This window comes from Oerskovia merdavium, from assembly GCF_014836755.1.
GTDB lineage: Bacteria > Actinomycetota > Actinomycetes > Actinomycetales > Cellulomonadaceae > Oerskovia > Oerskovia merdavium.
Genome location: NZ_JACSQF010000034.1, coordinates 1 through 17464 on the forward strand (window position 1 = coordinate 1; position 17464 = coordinate 17464).

At 65.2% G+C, this 17464-nt stretch carries 18 protein-coding genes and 1 pseudogene; 3 read left to right on the forward strand and 16 right to left on the reverse strand.

From position 1 onward, the window contains the following. Positions 1-173 precede the first annotated feature (173 nt). The 3 genes from H9641_RS19630 to H9641_RS19640 form a co-directional block, all read right to left on the reverse strand. Positions 174-932 (reverse strand): hypothetical protein, encoded by a 759-nt coding sequence (locus H9641_RS19630; protein ID WP_191806092.1) that lies wholly within the window; start codon positions 930-932, stop codon positions 174-176. 122 nt (positions 933-1054) lie between these two features. Then, positions 1055-2791, reverse strand: a complete 1737-nt coding sequence (locus tag H9641_RS19635; RefSeq protein WP_191806093.1) for a hypothetical protein — start codon at positions 2789-2791, stop codon at positions 1055-1057. Beyond that, positions 2781-3368 carry a recombinase family protein gene (locus tag H9641_RS19640; protein ID WP_225220757.1) on the reverse strand — a complete coding sequence of 196 codons (588 nt, stop codon included), beginning with the start codon at positions 3366-3368 and terminating at the stop codon, positions 2781-2783. The genes H9641_RS19635 and H9641_RS19640 overlap by 11 nt, the downstream gene beginning before the upstream one ends. A 221-nt stretch (positions 3369-3589) precedes the next feature. Here H9641_RS19640 and H9641_RS19645 point away from each other — a divergent pair, with 221 nt between their 5' ends. Further along, complete coding sequence (locus tag H9641_RS19645; protein ID WP_191806094.1) at positions 3590-3790, forward strand: BldC family transcriptional regulator; 201 nt, start codon at positions 3590-3592, stop codon at positions 3788-3790. 825 nt (positions 3791-4615) lie between these two features. Here H9641_RS19645 and H9641_RS19650 read toward each other — a convergent pair. The 12 genes and pseudogenes from H9641_RS19650 to H9641_RS19700 form a co-directional block, all read right to left on the reverse strand. Beyond that, on the reverse strand, positions 4616-5902 hold the full coding sequence (locus tag H9641_RS19650) for an ABC transporter permease (RefSeq protein WP_225220758.1): 1287 nt from the start codon (positions 5900-5902) through the stop codon (positions 4616-4618). A gap of 10 nt (positions 5903-5912) precedes the next feature. Further along, entirely contained in the window at positions 5913-6575 is a 663-nt protein-coding gene (locus tag H9641_RS19655; RefSeq protein ID WP_191806109.1) for an ABC transporter ATP-binding protein, read from the reverse strand. Positions 6576-6612: 37 nt separating this feature from the next. Continuing rightward, positions 6613-7173, reverse strand: coding sequence for an efflux RND transporter periplasmic adaptor subunit (locus H9641_RS20420; RefSeq protein ID WP_225220759.1), 561 nt, complete (start codon positions 7171-7173; stop codon positions 6613-6615). A 210-nt stretch (positions 7174-7383) separates the two neighbouring features. After that, a pseudogene (locus tag H9641_RS20955) lies at positions 7384-7962 on the reverse strand (peptidoglycan-binding domain-containing protein); the annotation flags it as partial. Then, positions 7959-8765 (reverse strand): hypothetical protein, encoded by an 807-nt coding sequence (locus H9641_RS19665; RefSeq protein ID WP_191806097.1) that lies wholly within the window; start codon positions 8763-8765, stop codon positions 7959-7961. The pseudogene H9641_RS20955 and the gene H9641_RS19665, both read right to left, overlap by 4 nt. A 143-nt stretch (positions 8766-8908) precedes the next feature. After that, entirely contained in the window at positions 8909-9166 is a 258-nt protein-coding gene (locus H9641_RS19670) for a hypothetical protein (RefSeq protein WP_191806098.1), read from the reverse strand. A gap of 1127 nt (positions 9167-10293) precedes the next feature. Continuing rightward, entirely contained in the window at positions 10294-11385 is a 1092-nt protein-coding gene (locus H9641_RS19675; protein ID WP_191806099.1) for an ABC transporter permease, read from the reverse strand. Further along, positions 11382-12017, reverse strand: a complete 636-nt coding sequence (locus H9641_RS19680) for an ABC transporter ATP-binding protein (RefSeq protein WP_191806100.1) — start codon at positions 12015-12017, stop codon at positions 11382-11384. Before H9641_RS19680 ends, H9641_RS19675 begins: the two co-directional genes overlap by 4 nt. Continuing rightward, on the reverse strand, positions 12010-12960 hold the full coding sequence (locus tag H9641_RS19685; protein WP_191806101.1) for a peptidoglycan-binding domain-containing protein: 951 nt from the start codon (positions 12958-12960) through the stop codon (positions 12010-12012). Before H9641_RS19685 ends, H9641_RS19680 begins: the two co-directional genes overlap by 8 nt. Positions 12961-13188: 228 nt before the next feature. Further along, positions 13189-13884 (reverse strand): hypothetical protein, encoded by a 696-nt coding sequence (locus tag H9641_RS19690; protein WP_191806102.1) that lies wholly within the window; start codon positions 13882-13884, stop codon positions 13189-13191. A gap of 565 nt (positions 13885-14449) precedes the next feature. Beyond that, on the reverse strand, positions 14450-14902 hold the full coding sequence (locus H9641_RS19695) for a GntR family transcriptional regulator (protein WP_191806103.1): 453 nt from the start codon (positions 14900-14902) through the stop codon (positions 14450-14452). Continuing rightward, positions 14899-15840: a hypothetical protein gene (locus H9641_RS19700; RefSeq protein WP_191806104.1), complete on the reverse strand. Its 942-nt coding sequence runs from the start codon at positions 15838-15840 to the stop codon at positions 14899-14901. The genes H9641_RS19695 and H9641_RS19700 overlap by 4 nt, the downstream gene beginning before the upstream one ends. A gap of 559 nt (positions 15841-16399) precedes the next feature. Here H9641_RS19700 and H9641_RS19705 point away from each other — a divergent pair. Both H9641_RS19705 and H9641_RS19710 read left to right on the forward strand, forming a co-directional pair. Then, positions 16400-16603 carry a BldC family transcriptional regulator gene (locus H9641_RS19705; protein WP_191806105.1) on the forward strand — a complete coding sequence of 68 codons (204 nt, stop codon included), beginning with the start codon at positions 16400-16402 and terminating at the stop codon, positions 16601-16603. Positions 16604-16620: 17 nt separating this feature from the next. After that, positions 16621-16917 (forward strand): hypothetical protein, encoded by a 297-nt coding sequence (locus H9641_RS19710; protein ID WP_191806106.1) that lies wholly within the window; start codon positions 16621-16623, stop codon positions 16915-16917. On the opposite strand, the gene H9641_RS19715 is transcribed toward H9641_RS19710, so the two are convergent. Beyond that, positions 16914-17072: a hypothetical protein gene (locus H9641_RS19715; RefSeq protein ID WP_191806107.1), complete on the reverse strand. Its 159-nt coding sequence runs from the start codon at positions 17070-17072 to the stop codon at positions 16914-16916. The genes H9641_RS19710 and H9641_RS19715 overlap by 4 nt on opposite strands. Positions 17073-17464 lie beyond the last annotated feature (392 nt).

Here is a 17464-nt window from a genome sequence, read left to right on the forward strand (position 1 = left end):
TAGGCACGATGAACATCCTTCCAGCAAGGACCACAGTCCTCACAGGTCAGGAGTCAACCGAATCCGGGGCAGTCCCGTGCAAGACCCCCTGAGTGACCACACAGATCACATAGGGCCTTGCGTAGAGCAGTCTAGCAACTGCTAGCACCTGCTACCAGATGCTGGTGCAGGGATCAGGGGTTGGCTTCGCATCCTCGCCGCTTGTTCCAAAGGTCCCAAGCTTCGTCCATCAGTCCCATCGGAAGTGACCAGATGGACGTGTACTGCGTGATGGGGTCTTCATCCTCCAGGGGTGCGCTCCAGGACCAGGTCCGAGCGTGAGCGGTTGCTGATGAGAGTCGCCACAGGGTCATGAGCGAAGCCACGGGGTCCGGCACCTTCTCAGCAAGGTGTGGCGCTACCGCCACGAGCAATGCAGTCTCCGTCATCACGCTGCCAGCCTTCTTGCCGGCAGCCACCAACTCTCGTTCGCATTCAGTCCGGAACTGGTCGGCCGCTGCGCGAGCAGCCTGCACTCTCTGATCACCTGTCGCGCGGGACGCCTCCCAGTCGCCGACCACCTTGTGAGTGTCTGTCGCCTCTGTGCGAAGTAGCTGCAGGGCACGGGCTCTCCTATCAGCAGGTGCGTCCGGCTCAAGTACGTACAGTGCTCGTGCAGCACCCAGCATCGTGGTTCGCGCCAAGCTCAAGTACGGCTTGGCGAACACTCCACCACCACTGCTCGCGACGATGTGAGCTAGCAAGCCGGCATGCTCTCCCGCGGTCCCGAGCGCACGCCAGGTAAGCCGAGCAACCTCAAGTCCCCCCGGCAGGACCTTGTCGTCTTCGAGGTCACTTCCCGACGCAACTTCGATGGACGCCGGGTCTTGTACGCGGGCTCCCCAGACGTATGCGCTGTCCGTGATCCACTCCGCGATCTGCCCCGTATCCATCCTCGGAGGATAGACAGCCTTCCGGCTCGTTGATTGGTTCTCGAGCACACCAGCTGCTGTCGCATCCGCACAGATCGCCGGCGCAGGTGGGTCTCGTCGCCTTGGCTCTCTTGTACTTCAGGTCAAGGGGATGTCGCCGCTGAGGTAGCAAGAGCTGGGACTAGAGCGCTGTGCTCGTCGACCTCTACTGCTTCCCAGGGGATCGGGATGAGGCTGGCATCGTCGGTCACAAGCTCGTCCATGTCGCGACGCATCACGCGCCATCCGTATTGCGGTGAAGGCTGGTAGTTGAACTTCGCACCGTCTGCGTTGCCCTCGTCCAGGGCTAGCACAAGGCGTTCTGCGTCTTGCACTCGAGTGTCCGGGCCGTAGATGTATGCGGGGCCGATGTCGACTTGAAGATCACAGACAGGCAGGAAGAACGGATTCGTTCGGATAACCAACGCGGCTGGTGGAGCCGTGAGAAGTTCCCGTAGCTCTGTGACGTCACGGTCGGGGCCGATCGACAGGGTGCCACCGAGAGCGAACGGGGGCGGCAGGAACGCGCATCCTCCTTCAAGAACGATGCGGGCCACTCGAGCCAGCACGCGGTCCAGCACGGGGATGTCCGGGGGCATCAGACGGCGTTGCCCAGCGTGTCGTTGCAGGACGTCATAGTCGTCGGCGAACTGTTCAAGGATGGCGAAGTCCACGGGAAGTGTCGTCCCGTGGTTGTCAAGATTTCCGGTGAGGAAGGGACTGTCATCGATGGCCAGCCTCACGCTGCCTGGCCACGTCTTGAGGAGCCGGTTGAGCGCTAGCGAGTCGCGGGCATCCGCAGGCGGTCGCCGGTGGATGTCGACCTTGACCTCGATAGACCCCTGCACGTCCTGGGCGCTGGGAAGAAGCAGGAGCATCCGCAGCCCGCCGTAGAACTCCACGCTGATGCTGTGCCCCTCGGCCCCCCTTCCACCATGCATGAGGCGCCCCTCGTGACGCTCGCTGGGGCGGCCCTCAGCGTCGAGGAACTCAACGCTGACAATGGCATCGGGCGGTGCAGTCATGATCGGCTGGAACTCGATGTCTACACCATCGGGAAACCAGTTCCAGGAGGGCCCTGACGTCTGCACGGAGAGAATGGCTTGGTGCGGAATCTGAACGAGCTCTCCCGTGCCATACCCGAGCGAACGGCCCGTGAGAACGTCGAGAGCGGACGGGTCGACCTCGAAGGACACCCCCAGAGGGCTCCGTCCTTCGCGGCCAGGCTTGGGCACGGGAAAGACCCGAGTCTGGCCGCCCGCGGTGAAGATGCCCATATCCCAGTCAGGGTCGATGTCGCTTCCGCGTGCTGCAAGGTTGGCGGCCCGCTCAATCACCTGCTCTGCGTCCCGCGCGATCGACGTCTCCACCTGGTGCTCACGGACGGCCTCCATGACGGCGTCACGGTCGAGATGGTCCCGAATCTTAGGATGCTCGGCCAGCAACTTCGTGAGCTTGGGCAGATCGAGAATCTTGATCGCCCGCAGCTTGGCACTGCCTGCCTGAGCCTTGAGACCGAGCACATACTCACGCTCCGGGACCGTGAGTTTGGCCGGAACTACCAGGACCCACACGCTCGGTCCGTGTTCGAGCGCCTTGAGGAACGACTCGCGCACCGCGCGCTTTCGTGACTGGGTGCTCGACTTGAACCCGTCCGGGTAGTACTTGAGCTGGTAGATCGTCAACGACGACGCGCGTCGAGCCAAGAAGTCGATGCCCCCATCACCGCCGCGGCCGTCCGGGGCGAAGGTCTCCCACCCGTTGTCATGCTGGGCCTCGAGCAGCAACTCCACCGCGGTGTCGAATTGCGCGTGGTCTGCTTTCGTCCAGTCAAACCCCATCGTCGAACCGTACCGGAGCGGCCCCCACGGCGTGGCGGCGGATGGTTGCGGGTGAGACGCCCAGCGCGCGGGCGACGGCAGCGATCGACTGCCCTTGCGCCAGCGAAGCCTTGGCGGCGTCGAGGCGATCAGGACTCATGACACTGGGACGCCCGCCCACGCGGCCGCGAGCTCGGGCTGCTTCGAGGCCGGCGCGGGTGCGTTCGGCAGCGAGGTCAGCTTCCATCTGGGCCAGGGCAGCGAGCATGTGGACCATGAACTTGCCCGCGGCAGTGGAGGTGTCGATCGACTCGGTCAACGATCGCAGCGTGACGCCTTGGTCGACCAGGTCGCTCACCAGCCGGGCAAGGTGCGCGGCTGAGCGCCCGAGACGGTCCAGCTTGGTCACCACCAGGACGTCACCGTCGTGCACCTGCTCGAGCAACGCCCTCAGGGCCGGGCGATCGGCGCGGGTACCGGAGGCCTTCTCGACGTACACATGCCGGTCGTCAACCCCCGCGGCGCGCAACGCGTCGCGCTGTGCGTCGAGGTTCTGCCCCGCGGTCGAGACCCGTGCGTACCCGAACGTGATTGCCATGAGGTGACCGTACCGAAAACCCCTCCCAGAGGTTTCGACCGACCCTAGGTTTTGACCAGGAGTTTTGACCGGCGTGTCGCGGCGTGTGGGGGCTCAGCGGGCCCGGGCGGTCAAAATCGGCCGTTTCCGGATGAAGCCCAAGCTCTCGGCGTGTCCGACCGCCCGGTCGGCAAGCGCCGGTTCACGATGCCTAGGCCCGATCCCCGCAACGTGAGGACCCGATGTTCCAGGTGCCCCCGACACTGTTGACCACTGCTGAAGTCGCAGCGATGTTCCAGGTCGACCCCAAGACCGTGCGGGACTGGGCCGACGCCGGCAAGCTCTCCATGATCCAAACCACCGGCGGGCACCGCCGCTACCTACGCGTCGAGGTCGAAGACCTGCTCCACAGCAGACGCAAGGAACGGGACAACGGCGCATGAACCCTCACGGAGTGCGAGCACACGGGCGGGCTGGCCAGAACGATCGGCGGCGGGCGCGGTGCGGGCCGCGTATGTCGCGTACCTCGGGACGGTCCTCACCGGTGCCGCGGGAGGTGCGTGGGTGCTGATGCCCGGTCCGGACTACCACCAGAACCCGTTCGTGGGCCGGCCGTTCGTCGAGCGCACCGACTCCGACGGCGACCGACGGGCCGCCCTCTTGGACGGCGCCGTCGAGGCTCAGCGGCGCACCTGTTGCTCCTGGAGGCCGGCCCGATCAGCGATCCGCCGCAGCGACTCACCCTCTCCCCACGCCTCCCACACCACAACCTGCTCCGGCGCCGACAACGACGACCCAACACCCATCCCGGCCTCCACAACCACAGATCATCCACCTGTGGTGCGTTGATCGGTTGAGACCGCCCCGGCGGCTTCAGACCCCGACTACACCCTCATCTGCGTTGAGCCGCGTTTCGCCCGGCGGCGTCGGTACCCGGGTACCCGCCAGCGCGTACCGCGCCATCGTGCCGGCCTTGACGGTCACGAGCAGGGCCCCCCACCGTCGGCGCGAGGATCTCGGGCTGGCGCATCTGGTCGTCGACGATCGCGACGACGTGCCGAGCTGGCCGAAGTGGAAGGCTCGAACTTGCCCACCCTTGAGCTCGACGACGACGTCCCGCAACTGCAAGACTGGGACGAACAGCACGACGACGTAGAAGTCCTCGACCCGGCGACTACTCTCGCGTCGTCAGGCACGCTCAAACGCAAATAGTGCGAGACGAAGGCCACTCCCAAGGCGACCTTCCCGGACAGTGCAGAAACACCGTTCTAATCATTTCGTACAGCAATCGCCGGACTAATGCGCGCGGCTCGAGCGGCAGGGTACGCCGATGCCACAACGCCAATGATCGCACCAATCACCGGGCCAAGTAAAACGAGCCAGAAATCGAGCGCCACGGACCACTGATTCCATGCTGAAACGCCCAACACGAGCGTGGACGCTAACGCGCTACCGGTAGTTCCGCCGATGAGGCCGAGGATGAGACCCTCGCCCCAGAATACCGCGGAGACGCCGGCACGCGATGCTCCCAGAGCGCGGCGCAATCCGATCTCTCCCGTGCGCGAAACCACTGATACAACCATAGAATTAGCAATTAGCAATGCCGAGAGGCAGAGCAAAAAGATGCCGATACCGCCAGCCAAGCGATCAAGTTGGGTGTCAACCCCCCGTCTAAGCGTTGACATGCTCGCGACATCTGAGGCCACCAACTCCTTTGGATTGTCGGGACGAATCGCGGTACGGATTACCCGTGAAACCTGCGCGCCCGACCCGGGAGCGACCCGCACCAGCATCTGCGCGATAGAGTCGGTCCTCGTCGTGCCTAACGCACTCGCGTACGGAATAAGCGCTGCGCTCGAGAGGTCCACCCTTTGGGATGGCGAATCGCGAACGAAATCGACCACCTGGAAAGGGCGTGCGCCTACCCACACCTGATGTCCCGTGGGGTCACTTGAGATCGGCACACCCAGACGCTGCGCCGCCCGCTGCCCTAGCACTACGACGTCTTCCTCGGAGTCGAGAAACCACGTGCGACCAGAATGCAACTCGATCTCAGCGGCTTCCAGGTAGCCGCCGCTCACCCCGGCCAGGGTGACGGCATCAAGTACGTTCCCATTAGACGCGCGCATCGCATGAAGACCGCCGTCTCCCGTCGCAGGCATTTCAAGACGCATTCCCGCAGCAAGAACCATATCAACTTCAGTTGCGCGATCCTCGGCGTCCACAGGGAAAGCCAGGTCAGGTGTGCTGGCAGAGTCGTCACTACCCAGTGCAGTCTCGCTATCCAACTGTGGGCCCGAAACACTCACGGTGATCACATCGAGAGTTGCGGCGGCCATGTCGCTACTAATTTGCTTCGAGGCCGTAGCCGAGATACCTACGGAAGCGAGGAGCGCCCCTGTACTCAGTGCGACCGCGAGAACCATCAATACGGTACGACCTCGCCGAGCCGTCAGTTCGAGGACTACGTCCGAAAGCAAGTCGCGACAACGCTCTAGCACGGGTAACGACACACTGCTCTCATTGTCGCCGGATCTCGAATGCGCGCTCCCCATTCGTGACAACCTACTTTCGCGTCGACAAGACGCCGTCAATCAGGAGGTACGAAGAATCGGCCCAGTCAGCGATTCGCGAGTCATGGGTAATCACGAGAACTGCCACACCGCGCTTGGCGGCCTCGTCGAATAGCTCAAGAACGGTCCCCGCGTTAGAATCGTCCAGATTCCCCGTAGGTTCGTCCGCCAACAAGACACCGGGGGTTGTAACAAGGGCGCGAGCGATGGCGAGCCGCTGCTTCTCTCCCCCGGACAGCAACCGGCCTAACGAGCGCGACCGGTGGTTGAGCCCGACCCTGGCGAGAATGGCTGCGATCAATCCGAACCGCTGGCGGCGGGGAACTCCTCGGATGGCCAGCTTGAGCTCGATGTTCTCGGCGACCGTACGGTGACCGAGCACATGCGCATCTTGGAAGACAAAACCGAGTAGCTCGGATCTGAGTTTATCCCTTCGAGCCGGGGACGCAGTGTGCGTCGCAGACCCAAGAATCTCCAACGATCCACCTGAGGGCTCGTCTAGTAATCCGAGTATGTTGAGCAGTGTCGACTTCCCGGCCCCGGAAGGGCCGACGATAGCCACGCGTTCGCCTCGCTCTACATCAAGGTTCACGCCGCGAAGGACCTCGACTGGCGGCTCTGAGTCGTACGCTTTTGTTAGCGAGCGGGCCTTCATCGCCAGGTTTGACGCCGACCCTCGGTCCAGCGCACCGCTACTCACCGACGCTCCCGCTAACGAGTACCCGTGCGCCCTCTTCCAGGCCGCTTGTCACCCGTGCGTAGCCATCGCCGGTTTCCGCGATCTCCACGACAACCTTGGTCGCTGAGTTTTCCTTCATGAGCAACACATACTGCTCTCCGCCCGCCTCCCGTACTGCGACCAAAGGTACAGCTAGCCCAACCACCGGCGCGGCGGCGTGAAGAGGTCGAATGGTCACCCCCTGCCCTTCCTGAAAGGGCAACTCAGTTGGGTCCGTGAGCGAAACCTCCAGATCGAACCCTGGAACTTCACCGTCGCCTCCTGCCGGCTGGAAATCGCTCACTGCGCTCACGACTCCTGACATTGCGGGCGTGGCGTCAGACACCGAGCTCACCTCCACCTGCGCGCCCATTGTAAAGCTCTCCGAGTCTTGGACGGACACACGAGCTTTGACGGATGGGATACCGATCCGCAACGTGGCGACGGATGGCGTGTCGGGCGTAAGTTCCGCCCCTACCCCTAGGAGAGAAACCACCTCGGCTCCCTCTGCCCGCACAACCTGGATCTCGGCCATTGGCAATGGCGTACCCGCCTCCACTGCCGCAGTGTCGACAATTCGCCGGAGTTCCGACACGTTGGGCGAAGTGGTATTCAACGCGGAGTCGCCGATGGCTGTCTCCGCCTCACGGAGCGCATTGCGAGCCGCGGTCAGAGAACTCTGAGCCTCTGGGGATGGAGCCGGTGACGATACTCCGAGAGCATCGTATAGACGGTCGACCGCGGCACTTGTCGCCGCGCCGTAGTGACCGTCCGATCTCCCTGCATAGTGCCCAAGGCGACGCAGAGCGTCTTGCAGGGCGGTGACGTCTGGCCCTTCATCGCCGGGCCGAAGATCGCGGTACAGCGCAAAGGGCAGATCCAGACCGATAATGGGCCGACCGGAGACCTCGGCTAGGACCTGCCCTGGCCGGACGACTGATCCGGCGCTTAGCCCGCTACCCGTCACGACTAGACGCCGACCCTCTGACGTGAGCGGAATGACGTCGACAAGCTCACCAAGCGAAACCGCGCCACGCGCCTCCGGTACCACGGGATCGAACTCGTGTTCTGCGACCTCGGCCGTCACCACTGGTTCTGCCGTCGAGTTGGCCACTGCATCGTCCCACGGGGAACGAACGACCCGACCAAGGAAAAAGGCGGCCGCGGTGAGAAGAACACATGCGAGCGCCCACGCCCACAACCAGCGGGGCTTGCTCACCCTTGCGCTGTGTTCCACCGCCGCTGCCGGGTCGCTCGATGCCGCTCGCGAACCGCCCTCCGGAGCGAGGTCCCTCGAACCCACTGCTGGCCTACCGTCGTTCACAGAACTCCACGTTCAGCCAGATACGTGCGTGCGGACGTGAGCGCGTCGTCAAGTTTGACTCGCGATGCAACGAGTTCAGCTTCGAACTCAGTGATTATTGGTGCCTGCCTTTCGGCCACAACGTCCGCTAAGCGTTGCACCATGTCGGTTTCGTCCTTGCACGCGACGACATCTAGGGCGAGGACGATCTGCTCTTGCGAGACCACGGTGCGGTTCGCGCCCTTCACCGCAAACGGCGATTCTGGGTCAGGCGTGAGCCCCTTTGAGTCTAAACAACCATGATACTCAGCGATCACCGTCTTCGATTCCCCGCTCGTGAGCGCGTCTTCGACGGCATCGGCAAGTGGCTGAGTCCATGGCCCTGGCTTGTATGCATTGCCGGGGTTGAACCGCTGCCAATCGTCGCTCTCGCGACATTCATCGACGATCGCGCGCTCATCACTCGTGAGATCACCATAGAATCGCGCCGTACGCGTGCTGCTGTCGTCGGCCTGCTGCCGGTCGACGGAAATGCCGTTTGCCTTCATGTCGGCCTGCGTCATCGGCGGCACGAATGCGAATCGGTTCGCTACGTCCGAGGTCCATACCCCGAACAGATCGCTAATGTCGTACACTGCAGACGGCTTGACGTCGAGGGGATCGATGTGAACGCCGGCGGCGCTTGCGCATTCGGACTCGACATGGCTCGAGGCCAAGTTCAGCAGGATCTGATCGTTCAGAGTTAACTGTGCGTAGCGATCCCCAGGAAACTTCACGACCCCGTTGACTGGATCAACACTCGCGGTTGTGTCTATTCCGCTCACGGGAGGGCTACTTGCTTGCTGTTCGTCAGTGTCATTGGCGCCCTCGCCGGCGTTCGTCGACGCGCCGCAACCTGCGAGCAGGGCAACGCAGATTGCGGTCGCCGGCCAAAGGCGACGAGGGAAGACGTAGCGGTTTCTCACTCCTAGGCGCAGCCCGTGAAGCGATAGCTTGCGATGTCGTTGGCGAAGTTGATGCCTGCCCCGTCGAAACCGGCACCGTTCGAGAGTTGCGGATCGCGGTAGTTGCTGCCGAGACGCGTCTGGCTGTACAGCGTGAACTTCGACCCTGCCTGGAGGTACTGTGTCCAGAACTCGGTGTAGTTGCAACTGCCGCCGTTTGCCCATGCGGAGTTGGACTTGTTCGCGATGGCGGCTGGGAAGTTGCCGGAGTTCAGACTCACGGCGCTTTCCGCCCCACTCCCGACGAGCGTGTTGTAGTGCGAATAGTACCAAACACACGAATAGCCCGACGAGCAGACGCCCGGTGCTGCGGATGCTGACGAGACTCCAAAGCCCATTGCCAACGCGGCGAGCAGACCGGCAATTACGACGCGACTCTTACGCATTTCCCCCCCTGGGTGAAGAGAACCTTGTCCTTGGGTGACCTCCTAGGAGGTCGGGGGGAGCGTACCACGCGTGTTCGCCGGAGGCGATCGTTCGAGGTCGGCATTGTCGGCGGCGGCGGCACCTGGGCGCAACCTGGCCCAGGTCGGGCCCGGGGGCCGCGACCTGATGCGGAGCCGGGCTGCCCGTGATCGCCGGCCCCTCGAATCGTCGTGCCGTTGCTCGCCATGACCCACCGCCCGATCGCAGTGAAGCCGCGCATGACCGCGCTCGTTGCAGCTACTGCTATAGAGCCAGTCGCACGGTGACGAAACCCGCGTCGAGCGCGCAGGCCCGGGAGCTGCTCGAGCAGTTCCAGGAGATGAGCATGACGATGCGTGGCCGCGATCGATACCGACGGAACCTGAAACGATGAGAACAGGCGGACGCGCTCCAACGTGTGAGACGAACTGGTGCAGGACCTTCGTCTTCCCAGGTCAGAGCACGCCCGCGCCGCTACCCAGGCCCGCGAGCATGGCCCTCAGATCCCACTCATCTGATGTTGCCGGCCCCCTGCATCGCGAGCGGCAGGGGTCCTGTCCCTCAGACGGGGCAGCTTGCGCCTCCTGGGCAGTAGCAGGATGACGATTTGCTCGAGAAGTTGCCGGGCGTCGATGCGATGGCTCTCGAGGTGCCTGCGGGGACGGCCTTGCTCGAACTGTGCAAGCCGGACGTCGTCCACGAGCCGGTCGTCACATAGTTGATCTGATGAGTGGCACCCGCGGTGCTGTTCGTGGTGATGGAGCATCGATAGTTCACGCCACAGGTGTGTAGCGATTCGTACCAGTCGGGGGCGGCCGACGCTGGCGCGGCGAGCGCCAGCGCTGCCACTGCGGCAACAGTGGCCGCCATGGTGAGTCGTCTCAGCATCTTCATCGTGTATCTCCCTTGTTGATGTACCGATATTTCTAGGAACAGTTCTTCCTCACGGTGTCCTTAGCACCCTCACGGGATCGCGGGTCGCAGCAACGACGGCAGGGGCGATGGCAGACAGGGCGGCACACAAGAGCGCCAGGATCGCCGTTCCCCCGATGAAATCCGGTGGCACTGTGGCGCCCATTCGCAGCGTGACAAGTAGGCCGATCACCGTCCCGATCACAGCGCCGGCGGCGGCTGGGAACGCGGTGCGCAACGTCACCAGCATCACGAGGTCACCTCTGGTGGCGCCCAGGGCGCGCCTGCGACCGATGTCCTTGCGCCTTACGAGCGTGTCCGCCAGCACCACGAGACCGGTGAGGGTGCCGCCCGCGCCGAGGACGAGCACGAGCAGGCCGGCGCCGAACGACTCCAGGCTGCCCGCGATCTGAGCCTGCAGCTCGGCGAGGTTCGCTGGAGATACGACGGTCAGGTCGGCTGGATTCGCCGCGCCGACGATGCCCAAGACGATCTCCTGGCTGGCCTCCACCTGGTTGGCGCTCGTCATGACCACCGTCAAGGTGCGGAGGTGGTCTGTCCCCGCTGCCGGAGTGATGGCCCCTGCATCGAGGGCGCCGAACGGGTCGCGGGACGCGTAGGTGCCGACCACCGCGTACTCGCGGCCGACCGCGCTCTCCAGCGCGCCGACCGGCCCGTCGAACCCGAGAAGTCCGGCGCCCGCGGACGAGACGATCGCCTCGCCGGCCCGGGGCCAGCGGCCGGACTCGAGCGTGACGGCACCAGCCAGCTCACCCCGGACGGCCCAGAGCGGCACGGGGTCACCGCCCGACTCGACGCTGGCGGCCTGGACGTCACGCGCGGTCGTTCGGGCGAGGCTTCGTTCGACCGAGCCGATGGACGCGACCGAGTCGACGACGGCCGGGGTGAGGAGCTCGTCGCCACCGGTGTCCGAGATCTGGAGCATGCGCGACCCGGCGACCTCCAGCGTGGCCTGCACCTCCTCCTGCGCCGCTGCGGTGCGACCGACCGTCAACAGCGTGGTGAGGCACATGCCCAAGGTCAGAGCCGCGATCACGAGGGCGGGAACGAGCTGCGCGAGGGTCGAGGCGATGGCTTCTCGGACCAGAGACGCGAGTCTCACAGCTCGAGCACCTCGTCCGCGTGGTCCAGCACGAACGGATCGTGGGTCGCGACGACGACCGTCCTGCCGCCGAGCGTCGCGCCCTTCAGCGCCGTCAAGACCGTCTCGGCGTTGTCACGATCCAGGTTCCCGGTCGGCTCGTCGGCGAGGATCACCGCAGGGTCGTTGATGAGCGCTCGCGCCACCGCGACCCGCTGAGCCTGCCCGCCAGAGATCTGGCCGGGGCGATGGCTGCTCCGACCTCCCACCCCGAGCTGCTCCAACAGAAGTACTGCGTGCTGTGCGACCTGCCCCCGTCGCCTGCCCGCGTACAACGCCGGCTCGATGACCGAGCTGAGCACGCTTCGTGAGGGATCGAGCGACGCGTCCTGGAAGACGAACCCGATGTCTCGCGCACGCGTCAAGGACCTCGACCTGTCGGAGGCGAGGCCGACCGGCTCGCTGCGCAGATAGATCTCGCCGCGCGTCGGCTGAAGCATCAGGCCAAGGACGTAGAGCAGAGTCGACTTTCCGCGGCCTGATGGCCCGGTGACCGCGGTCATCGATCCGCGGGTGAAGACGTGCGACATCCCGTCGAACAGCTCGTTCGCCGTCGGGCTGTACGCGAAGGAGAGGTCACGAACCTCAAGCATCTTCGCCGCCTCGACGGTCCGATACCAGGACGCCTGTTCCCGCCTCGATCCCGTCCACGACCGCGACTCCGCCGGACGAGGCACGAACGGTCACTGGGACCGATTCTCCCCCCGCCAGTCGCACGTACGTCGAGCCGTCGACACCTGTGCGCACGGCCGATACCGGGACAGTGGTGCCCTCGACCTGCGGGACGACCTGCACGGTCGCGAGCACGGACGTCGACTCGGCCGAGGGCACGAGGCCGCACTCCGCGCCGCAGACGGGGCCACCGTCGAGCGCCACCAGATCGAGGACCACGTGGTTGTTGTCATCGGTGGTTTTTTGCGCAACCACGGCGTTCCATGAGTGGTCGTCGAACGGCACGACGACTGCCGCACCCTCTGGAATGGCGGCCGCCTGGTCGGGAGTCAAGATCAGAGAGAACCGGATGTCGCCGACCGGCACCGTAACGGCGGTCTCTCCGCCCGTCAGCATCATTCCGAGGGCGATGTCGTCGCCCAGTTGAACCGCTGTCGGCAGCGAAGGCAGTGCTACGAGCTCCCCGAGGCGTACGACGCCGGTGGCGGTCTGCTTCGCTGAGGTCTGCCACGACTTGACGGCGCGCTCCACAGTCGCGGTGAACACGTCGCCCCCACTCGGCGGCAGGTAGCCGAGAACCTCGAGTGCGTCCTTCAGCTGACGGACATCGGCACCCGACGCCCCACGAACGAGATCTCGATAGAACGGGGTTGCACCGACGACGGCTCGCACGGGGACACCCGCCACCGCGTACATCTCGCCACCGACCGCGACCTGCTCGAGTGGAGGGGTCGCGGTGACAACGCCCGACAGCTGGTTGGAAGCAACTGCACCGAGTGGACGAGTGATCGTGACGCTGAACGTGAGCGAGCGCCCGACGGAACCCGTACCCGCCGTGGCGACGATGTCGGTGGGTTCGGTCATCTCAGCGGGCGCTCTGGGCACCGTTGCCCGCGCCGCCCACCAGCCGGCCGCAAGAGCAACGATCAGGAGCAGGGCGGTCGCCACCCAGCGCGATGACCTGTGCCCGCGCCGGCTCCGCGGATACTCGGCAGACGGTACCTGACCGGGGTGATACGTGGTGTGCTCGTCCGCACGTTCTGCCGTCATCGCGTTCTTCGCCCCCTCACCATTCGGTCTCCCGGGCACCCGTCAGTCGCTCTCCGGGTAGAGGTCCGGCGCATCGTGCGGGCACGCGATGTAGATCGCATCGAGCTCCTCGGGCCCCGCCTCGCCGACGACGGTGAACGGGTCCCACGCCGCGCCGTCGGTGTAGTAGGCGTCAAGCCATGACTCCAACGAAGGCGCCTGCGGCACCTCGAAACCTTCGGCCCGAACACAGGGCGCCACGTTCTCAACCAGGTGGTTGTACTGCTTCTCGGCGCGAACGCGCGGGAGTGGCTCCTGGGTTCGCTGGTCGGCTGGGTATCCCGCTTGACAGGTGTACCACGCAAGATTCATCGCGTCCGCCTGCTCATCTGGGATGTCTCCGTCGAGTACGACGCCACCTTGGCTGACGCGGACGGGGAATCCCGCAGAGGTGATGCACTCGGAGATGACGTGCGGCCAGTCATCCACGGAGACGTAGCGAACGAGCTCGACGTCCGGAGGATTCGTGATCTGCATGCTCTTCTGCAGGTACGTGAGGTAGTCCTGGTAGCTCTTTTCGACAGCAGCCTCCCCCTGCGGCTTCCAGTCCGCCCCTTCGGCGGACGGGTCGTAGGCCGTGGGCGATGAGCTGTCAGTCGGCTGCCCGTCAGGTGAGGTCTGAGCGCAGGCGCCGGACAACACCACCAGGCCCAGAACGCTCGCTACGGTCAACACACGCCTCGTGACGGCCACCTTCATGCCTTCGCACCCGCGATATGTGTGAGCCGGTTCTCCAGGCACGGGACGTAGATCGGCGCCTCCCCCCAGGGACGATGCGCCAAGGGAGGCGCCGATGAGTTCGGACTTGCGACTGCTGAAGGCGTGCACGACTAACCCCTGCTGAGAACGGTCTGGGCGAGCTAGTTGCTCGTGCCCGAACAATAGCGAAGATGATCGTGAACCGCTGGGGACCAGTTCGACCGTCATTGAACTGTTACCCGACCTCATGACGTCGGCATCCCCGCGAGGCTCCTACGCGCCGCGCAAGCCATCGCCAACGCCTTTCCCTTGCTGATTGCCGTCGGGACTGGCGCCGGTCTCGGGGCGACCGGCATCGCCGCGTTCGCCCACATCACCGACACCGGCACCGGCGTCGACCCACGCGTCCTTGCCTCCATGTTGACCCCCGTTCTCGCGGGTACCGCGGTCATCTCGCTAGCAACCCTGCCTCTCACGCGCACCGCCGTTCAGCCCACGGACCTGCGCCACGAATGATGGATTACCGACACCACACAACAGTTGCCGCACACCGCAAAACCGACCGTTACTCCGATGTAGCAGAAGAGGGTTTTGCGATGTCGGAGTATCGGTGGGTGTGGATATTGGGGGTGGTGGTCCCGTTGGCGGTTGGTGTGCCGAGCAGTGCCGCGGCCACTAGATCGTGGATCTCGGCATCGGTCAGGGCGTGGTCACGCGCGGTGTGGACGAACCGGTGTGCCGCCTCAGACACGACAGCCCGGTCGAGGGTTGCGGGTGGTGCCGTGACGAGGGTTCCGATGCGCCGCCTGGTCGTCACGAGCCCGGCTGCTTCAAGGTCTCGGTAGGTGCGCGCGACCGTTCCGGGCGCGATGCCGAGGTCGTTGGCCAGAGCGCGCACAGTGGGTAGACGCTGGCCGTCGGTGAGCTCGCCGGCGGTGATCCGGGCGGCGATCTGTGCGCGCAGCTGCTCGTAGTGAGGTGTCGCCGCACCGAGGTCGATCCGAACGGCGAGGCTCATGCGCGAGCCTCGACGGCCTCGTCGATCGTGGCGCAGTCAGGTGCGATGTCGCGCGCCGGCCACAGGGCGGCGGCGAGGGCGGCGACGGCGAGAATGAGCGCGACGAGAAGCAGCGCGTTTCCGGCCGTCACGTGTTCGGGACTGATCGGTACATCGGGATGGGAACCGGCTCCGTTGCCCAGGCCCAGCCAGCGGTATGCCAAGCCTGCGAGAGCGAGCAGCCCGGCGAGGGTGAAGCCGAGGACTGCCTGCACGGTGCGCAGGATCCGCCGAGCGACCCGCCGGCGCAGCCACATGTCCCACCCCTCATCGACGTCCTCGATGGCTAGGCGCGTAGCGATGAAGCGCAGGGCGATGTCGAGGAGCACGACGACCAGCATGGTGGCCACGAGGATGGGCACGGTCCATAGCCAGCCCGGGAACGGCCCGACGGTGTGAGCTTGGTACAGGGCGATCACGCGCGAGATTGACCGCGGCCCCGACGCGAGGAGGCCAAAGACCGCGGACACCGTCGCGATCGCGGCACACCACACCCAAACAAGACGCTGCAGCCCTCGAGGCGCCACGTCCTCCACGGTGCGCACGGTGAGCCGCGCCAGCCTCTGCGCGCCCTGCGGCCGCGGCCACGTGGCTTCGCCTGCCGCGTAGACGCCGAGAACACCGAGCAGCGAAGCGATGGGAAGCACCGCAGCAGTATGCCCATCGAACCAGAACAGACCACCAACGAAGTACATCGGGGCAAGACCGAGCCCAACGACCAGCGGCAACGCCGCAGCCCCGCTCGCAAGTGATGCATGACGCACAGCGCGACGAGCGGCGGTCGTGGGGGCAACGACACGCCGCCCGTCCCACCACAACAGCACGGCAGCCAGCAACGACACCAACCCCAAGAACAGGCCAGCCATCACCGGCACAGGAAAGCCCAACACAGAATCCATGACAACACCTCTCTAGAGCATTGATCATGAACTATGCTCTTTGGCGTCCCTGTGGTCAAGTGGTGGCGCGCACACGACGCCGTCGAACGTCGCAAAACCTGGGGCTCTACCGCGTGCAGGCGAAGACGAGACCCCCGATCTCGCACCAGCATCTTGGGCGAGTCAGGGGTCTCGTCACCACAATAGGCGGAGCCGGCTCCGCCGACTGGCACAGGTCGATCACGATCAAGTCGAGCCGGTCAGCAAGTGCTCGTAGCTGGGTGCGGCGCGCGGGTGGGTTGTCGCGGTGGTCGACCTCAACCCCCAGGCTGCTCGTGTCCTGGCTCTTGCACACCACCGGACCCAGCGTGCCGCGCACCACCGCGCGCCTCGCCACCCACACGTTGGAGCACCACGCCCACCTCGCCCCCGACCTGGCCTGCGGCCGCCCTGTCTGGATCGAGCGGTCAAGATCGAGCGTGCGTGGGTGAAGTCGGTGTGGCGTCGGGGTGTCCGACCATCTGGTCGGCAAGTGTCGGTTCACGATGCTTGGGACTGCTTCCGGCTACGTGAGGACCCGATGCCCCAGACACCCCACCCGCAACTACTGACTTCTGGTGAGGTCGCGGAGATCTTCCGGGTCAATCCCAGGACCGTGCGTCGCTGGGCCGAGGCCGGCACGCTCTCCTCGATCCGCACCGTGGGCGGGCACTTCCGCTACGACCGCCTCGAGGTCGAGAACCTGCTCGAGGGCGGGCGCGAGGAACAGGACCCCGGCGCGTGAGGCCGGCAGAGTCCAGCATGTCGCGCCCGGGCTCGGCCGCACCCGGCGATACGAGCTCGCCCCCCGATGGTCTGCCGAAGGACCACACGAGTACGCCGACGTTCGCTGAGGTTTGGCAGATACTCAACGACGAGGACCGCGCCCAGCTGGCCGGGATCGAAGTCACCCAGGACGAGATCCTGACCTTCTTGCACACACAACCCGAGGACGACACCCCGGCCCGGCTGTTCTCCGAGCTCCAGGTCGAACGCCTCCACATCTACCGCACCGCCCTCGAACGCAAACAGGGCGAGGAGTCACCCGCCAGCGCCTAGGTGCCGGGTGCGGCCCACGGGTCGCGGTCTGCGAGTCCGCCGGTGAGGTCGGGTGCGGGGGTGCCGTGGTGGATGAGTTCGAAGGGGCCGTGGTCTTCGATGGCTTCCGTGGCGGTGAGGAAGCTGGGGTGATCGCCGCCTGTGGTGGTGTACATGATCTAGCCGTCGCCGTCGTAGGTCAGCAGGTACGTGGGCCCGTACCCGGGTTGCTGGAGCACTGCAGGGACTCGGCGGGGAGCGCGGTCAGCTGCTCAAGGGTCTGCACCCGCGCTGTGCCCTGGTCGACGGGCACCTGGGTCTGGTTGATGTTCGGTGCGTAGTCGTGGACTGCGGTCCATAGGTCGGGGGCGTGGTGGGCGTGGTGTTCGAGGGTGTGGGTGGCGAGGCGTGCGGTGGTGCGGGGCAGGCTGGGGCCGGTGGTGTGCAGGAGCCAGGATGCGAGCAGTCTGGCCTCGAAGGTTTCGGGCGGGTGGGACTGCCCCGGATTCGGTTGACTCCTGACCTGTGAGGACTGTGGTCCTTGCTGGAAGGATGTTCATCGTGCCTA

Excerpts from the sequence above, each read along its gene's own strand:
- H9641_RS19630 (WP_191806092.1), bottom strand. The coding sequence starts at position 932 with ATGGATACGGGGCAGATCGCGGAGTGGATCACGGACAGCGCATACGTC.
- H9641_RS19635 (WP_191806093.1), bottom strand. The coding sequence starts at position 2,791 with ATGGGGTTTGACTGGACGAAAGCAGACCACGCGCAATTCGACACCGCG.
- H9641_RS19640 (WP_225220757.1), bottom strand. The coding sequence starts at position 3,368 with ATGGCAATCACGTTCGGGTACGCACGGGTCTCGACCGCGGGGCAGAAC.
- H9641_RS19645 (WP_191806094.1), top strand. The coding sequence starts at position 3,590 with ATGTTCCAGGTGCCCCCGACACTGTTGACCACTGCTGAAGTCGCAGCG.
- H9641_RS19650 (WP_225220758.1), bottom strand. The coding sequence starts at position 5,902 with ATGGGGAGCGCGCATTCGAGATCCGGCGACAATGAGAGCAGTGTGTCG.
- H9641_RS19655 (WP_191806109.1), bottom strand. The coding sequence starts at position 6,575 with ATGAAGGCCCGCTCGCTAACAAAAGCGTACGACTCAGAGCCGCCAGTC.
- H9641_RS20420 (WP_225220759.1), bottom strand. The coding sequence starts at position 7,173 with ATGGCCGAGATCCAGGTTGTGCGGGCAGAGGGAGCCGAGGTGGTTTCT.
- H9641_RS19680 (WP_191806100.1), bottom strand. The coding sequence starts at position 12,017 with ATGCTTGAGGTTCGTGACCTCTCCTTCGCGTACAGCCCGACGGCGAAC.
- H9641_RS19685 (WP_191806101.1), bottom strand. The coding sequence starts at position 12,960 with ATGACCGAACCCACCGACATCGTCGCCACGGCGGGTACGGGTTCCGTC.
- H9641_RS19690 (WP_191806102.1), bottom strand. The coding sequence starts at position 13,884 with ATGAAGGTGGCCGTCACGAGGCGTGTGTTGACCGTAGCGAGCGTTCTG.
- H9641_RS19695 (WP_191806103.1), bottom strand. The coding sequence starts at position 14,902 with ATGAGCCTCGCCGTTCGGATCGACCTCGGTGCGGCGACACCTCACTAC.
- H9641_RS19700 (WP_191806104.1), bottom strand. The coding sequence starts at position 15,840 with ATGGATTCTGTGTTGGGCTTTCCTGTGCCGGTGATGGCTGGCCTGTTC.
- H9641_RS19705 (WP_191806105.1), top strand. The coding sequence starts at position 16,400 with ATGCCCCAGACACCCCACCCGCAACTACTGACTTCTGGTGAGGTCGCG.
- H9641_RS19710 (WP_191806106.1), top strand. The coding sequence starts at position 16,621 with ATGTCGCGCCCGGGCTCGGCCGCACCCGGCGATACGAGCTCGCCCCCC.
- H9641_RS19715 (WP_191806107.1), bottom strand. The coding sequence starts at position 17,072 with ATGTACACCACCACAGGCGGCGATCACCCCAGCTTCCTCACCGCCACG.